Annotated in this window: 4 protein-coding genes; 2 read left to right on the forward strand and 2 right to left on the reverse strand. The window is 48.9% G+C overall.

What is annotated here, in order from left to right; genetic code table 11:
* Window positions 1–52 precede the first annotated feature (52 nt).
* Window positions 53–2,308: a Tn3 family transposase gene (locus V7051_RS24405; RefSeq protein ID WP_333879357.1), complete on the reverse strand. Its 2,256-nt coding sequence runs from the start codon at window positions 2,306–2,308 to the stop codon at window positions 53–55.
* Window positions 2,233–3,138 (reverse strand): DUF4158 domain-containing protein, encoded by a 906-nt coding sequence (locus V7051_RS24410; protein ID WP_333879358.1) that lies wholly within the window; start codon window positions 3,136–3,138, stop codon window positions 2,233–2,235. Before V7051_RS24410 ends, V7051_RS24405 begins: the two co-directional genes overlap by 76 nt.
* Before the next feature lie 152 nt (window positions 3,139–3,290).
* Here V7051_RS24410 and V7051_RS24415 point away from each other — a divergent pair, with 152 nt between their 5' ends.
* Both V7051_RS24415 and V7051_RS24420 read left to right on the forward strand, forming a co-directional pair.
* The gene (locus V7051_RS24415; RefSeq protein WP_333879359.1) at window positions 3,291–3,899 is read left to right on the forward strand and encodes a recombinase family protein; all 609 of its coding nucleotides are present in this window, start codon (window positions 3,291–3,293) and stop codon (window positions 3,897–3,899) included.
* A gap of 31 nt (window positions 3,900–3,930) precedes the next feature.
* A partial coding sequence (locus tag V7051_RS24420) for an SEC-C metal-binding domain-containing protein (RefSeq protein WP_333879360.1) occupies window positions 3,931–4,087 on the forward strand: 157 nt, incomplete at its 3' end.

Raw genomic sequence — 4,087 nt, forward strand, 5'->3', positions numbered from 1 at the left:
TGGCTATTTTTGCCCATCCCCTCGAAAAGGTAAAAATTAGTAATGGCTGATGTTAAAGGTCGCTATTTCCTTCCACAGACTTACGCCAGAAATCTGGGTCGTTATATCGTGCAGCCAACGCATCGATGTCAACCTTCGCGTTCTCTTCTGTAAATTCAAACTTACCGATCAGATTCACATTTTGCCAGGCGACGGGCGAAGTACCCTTGATGATCTCGATAGCATCCTGGTCGCCGACGGTCAGCTTTTGCTCATACACCCGAGACAAGATTAGCGTGTTGTAGTGGATGATGGCATTGGCAATAAGCCGGGAACACTCATTCCAGATTTGCTGTTCCGATTCGGTTTTTACCCGGAATTTACCGGAATTGACATAAGAAATCGCTCGTCGCATACGGTGATAAGCCTCGCCGCGATTAAGTGCCTTTTGAATGCGCTGTCTGAGTATCGGGTCATCGATGAAATCAAGGATATGAAGTGACCGGCAAATATTGTCCAATTCCCATAGTGCCTTCTTGGTCTGGTTTTGCCGCTTATAACTGGCGAGCTTACGCACGATGGTTGCTTGAGTCACGTCTTTTTGTGCAAGTGAAGCCAGAATGCGCTGGATATTCGGCCACTCCTTGCATATTAAGGTATCAAAGACCTTACGCGATGGCTTAATCAGGACATCGCCATAACGGCTTGGGTGCTGGAATCCAATCAGGCTATCAATTTTTTTATGCAAGTCACGATAACGCGGCGAAAATTGGTAGCCGAAGACGCGCAAGATAAAGAAATTCACTTGATTGGTGCCATGCGTGTCCGTCGAATGCCTTTCTGGCTTGATCTCCGTTGTATTGTTGTACAGGATGTCGAACACGAAATGTGATTCATGTTCGTGCGTTCCGATAATCTTGGCATTGATCGGGACATGATTCATGGCCAAGGTAATGGAGCTTACGCCTTTCTTGAGAGCGAAATATTTGCTGGAGTGTCGGGCGTTGATCGTGTCGATCTGCGTGGCAATGCGCTGGCCGTCACTGCTAGAATGCTTCTGATGATGGATGTCGTACACTTGGAAAACAGGCAACGCAGCCGTAGCGTTGGAAATGGCGTCATTCGCTGCATGCAGCGTTTCCGCCCGCAGGAAATTGCGCGCGGTCGTCAGCAATGCAGAATGACTAAGCCCTGAGACTTCCGCCATTTTCCATAAGCCCATATTGGTACCCATGGCAACAATACAGGCCAGGATGAGTCTCGGATCGGCATCTTGTTTAACGTAGCGCTCCAAAACGTGGGCAAATGATTTCAAGAATCCTGTTCTTTCAGCGACGAACCAAAGCAGGTCAGCTACGCCGATGCTTGGCAATTGACCATAGAAAGGACTGTTGGTTGGCCCTTCCTCGGAGGGATAAACCAACGTCCAGCGAAGTTTGTCCCCGGTACCGGTAATTTTGATATGTTTATTGTCGCCGCTATCAATGCGCTGGTTCACTGATTTGTACTTGGCTTCCAGTTCCCGTTTGAGCGCGGCTAACGTATCCTGGATTGGTGTCAACAGAATCGGTGCGCCAATTTCTTGCAATATCGCGTCTTTATCCTTATTCCAGCGCATGGCGTTGATCAGGTCGTTATCAAAGCTGCGAAATTCATTGCTATCCTGAACAAATACGTCACAGGCTTCAAGCGCCTTCCGTAGCTCGCGGTATACCAGGAACTCATAGCGGTCAACTTCCAGGGATTTCTTTTTTTGCTTTTCCGCCTTGGTATACAAATACCGCTGCAAATTCTTTGCGATGATTCCGGTCGGGAAGTTGGCCGGGTTCATCTGTCGTGGCGTCTTGCCCTGGCGCAGCAGCTCCTGTAGAAACAAAATGGCTTCCAGCAGTGGTTCATCCGACACTAGGCAAACGAAATCGAGGTTACAGAACAAATGCCGTAAATTGAGCTTGAATTTGTGCCGAAGCGTGCCGTAATACGACCATTCAAAAGCTGTTTTATCGAATTCGATGTTGCGCATAAAATCGGATACGACTGGAAAGCTCTCGATGTTGAGCAGGTCGAAAGCCTTTTGCTTGATGGCCGCAAACGGTGTTTCATCAGGGATTGAAGCGTCGATGAACAATTCCAGAACTTGGCCTGCCGCCTGTAGATTCGCGCCGACCTCGTTGATGGCTTGCTGCATGGCCTCATCGGCGGCAAGTTTGGCTTGTTTCTCGTATTGGCCAATGAGATAAATCAGGGCTTCGATCAAATTATCGTTGATTTGCCGAAAGCGATGAAAGGCGAAACACAGCAAATACAGGCGTGTTGTGGGTTCCGCCATGCGCCGCAGCTTATAGACGGATAGACGGAGTAGAACGGAACCAATGATGCGTAGTATTTTACACTTTCATTGGATAGACCGGCCGTACCCAGAAAGCTTTGCCCGAATTCATACGGCGGCTGGAAAAATTTGCGGCGGTCAACCTCCTGGCGTAACTCGCGGTAACTGAAATCCTTAGGCTCGTGTTTGAGTAAGCTGATGCGGTACATGCCTTCCTCAGACTCAAGCAAGGCTTCGAGTTGCTTATCGACATCCGGCGTCATGGCTTTTTCCAGTAAACCCGTAATCCGCCGACGTTCGCCAGTCGCAACCCGGCTCACCATGTCCTGTAGATAGGTGTAACCTGGAGCAACTAAACGTTGGTTGGTAAGATATTGTAAGGTTTCGCGTAGGATGTAAATCGGCTGTGTCGACAGCATCGCGACCCGCTGCGCTTTCTGTTCCAGTGCCGCCTTGGCCTCGCCGTCGCATAGGCGATAGTCGAATAACTGGAGGATGATCTGTTGCTGTTCGAGCCGGGTCGGCTTGGAAAGGGTTTTGATCTTATCTAATACCTGGTCGGGGAAATACCGCTGGAGAATATAGTGTAGATCGTCTAGCACGGCCTCCCGCCCGTAAACAAAAAACTGTTGTTTGGCCTTGAAATACCCGATTTGAAGGATTAAATGGACTGCCGACGAGCGGGTATAAACGGCGTCGACGGCTTTCTGTTCAGCCGCACTTAAATCAAAGAAGAGACAACGGTCATCGTCGCTGAAACAAGGCAACCCGTAAAGATCATCAATTTCATTTTTCGTCAGGATAGACAGGCGACGCGAATTGACGCTCATTCGGCACCGCTTTTCGGCCAGTGCAGAAAGTACACTTTTTGCACTGCTATCAAGAATGTAGTTTTTGGCATTTCAACCTATCGATAACGGTGTAAAAACTAGTGCATTTATCAAATGGCAATTATGCCTGATATGTGATAACTTTTCGCACTATGAAAGACAAAGATTCCACTTCCCAGATCACCTCGCCTCATCGGATCGGTTATGCCCGTGTCAGCAGTGTCGGACAAAATCTCGATTCCCAACTTGATGTGCTTAAACAGGCCGGTTGCGGGAAAATCTTTACGGATAAAATGACCGGTTCGCGGATGGATCGTCCGGGTTGGGATTCGTTGATGGTCTATGCACGCTCTGGCGATACGCTCGTGGTTACTGAGCTGAGCCGCATGACCCGCTCATTGCTTAATTTGTTGGAAACTACCAAGTTGCTTGAGGAACGAAAAGTCGACTTGGTTTCTTTACGCGAAAACATCGATACCAGTACCGCCACCGGGCGCTGTTTTCTCTCGATGATGGGCGCTATTCATCAAATGGAACGAGAATTACGTGCGGAGCGTGCCGCCGCTGGGAAGGCTTCCGCCAAGGCACGCGGGAAATCGGGAGGACGACCTCGAACCGATGCTACAAAGTTGGAGAACGCACGGGTCTTGTATGAGAAAACCGAGAAAACAGCTTCCGAGGTGTGTGATATTTTCGGCGTTGGCCGCCGAACATTTTTCGCGTATCTGGCTGAACAGCGGAATGTAAATCAAGCTTCGTAATCAACACTCTCTTTATGAACGTATTCAATATATGAAAAAGCTCGGGCGTAACGATCCCTGTCCCTGTGGCAGCGGCAAAAAGTATAAGCAGTGCTGCTTAAAGTCAGAGAATATCCCGAAGGACAGCGATCGCTCCGAAGCGGTTCCCAAGGCGATACAGTGGCTCTTCACGAAATATGATCAACTAG

Source organism: Methylobacter sp. (assembly GCF_036845245.1).
Classification (GTDB): domain Bacteria; phylum Pseudomonadota; class Gammaproteobacteria; order Methylococcales; family Methylomonadaceae; genus Methylobacter_A.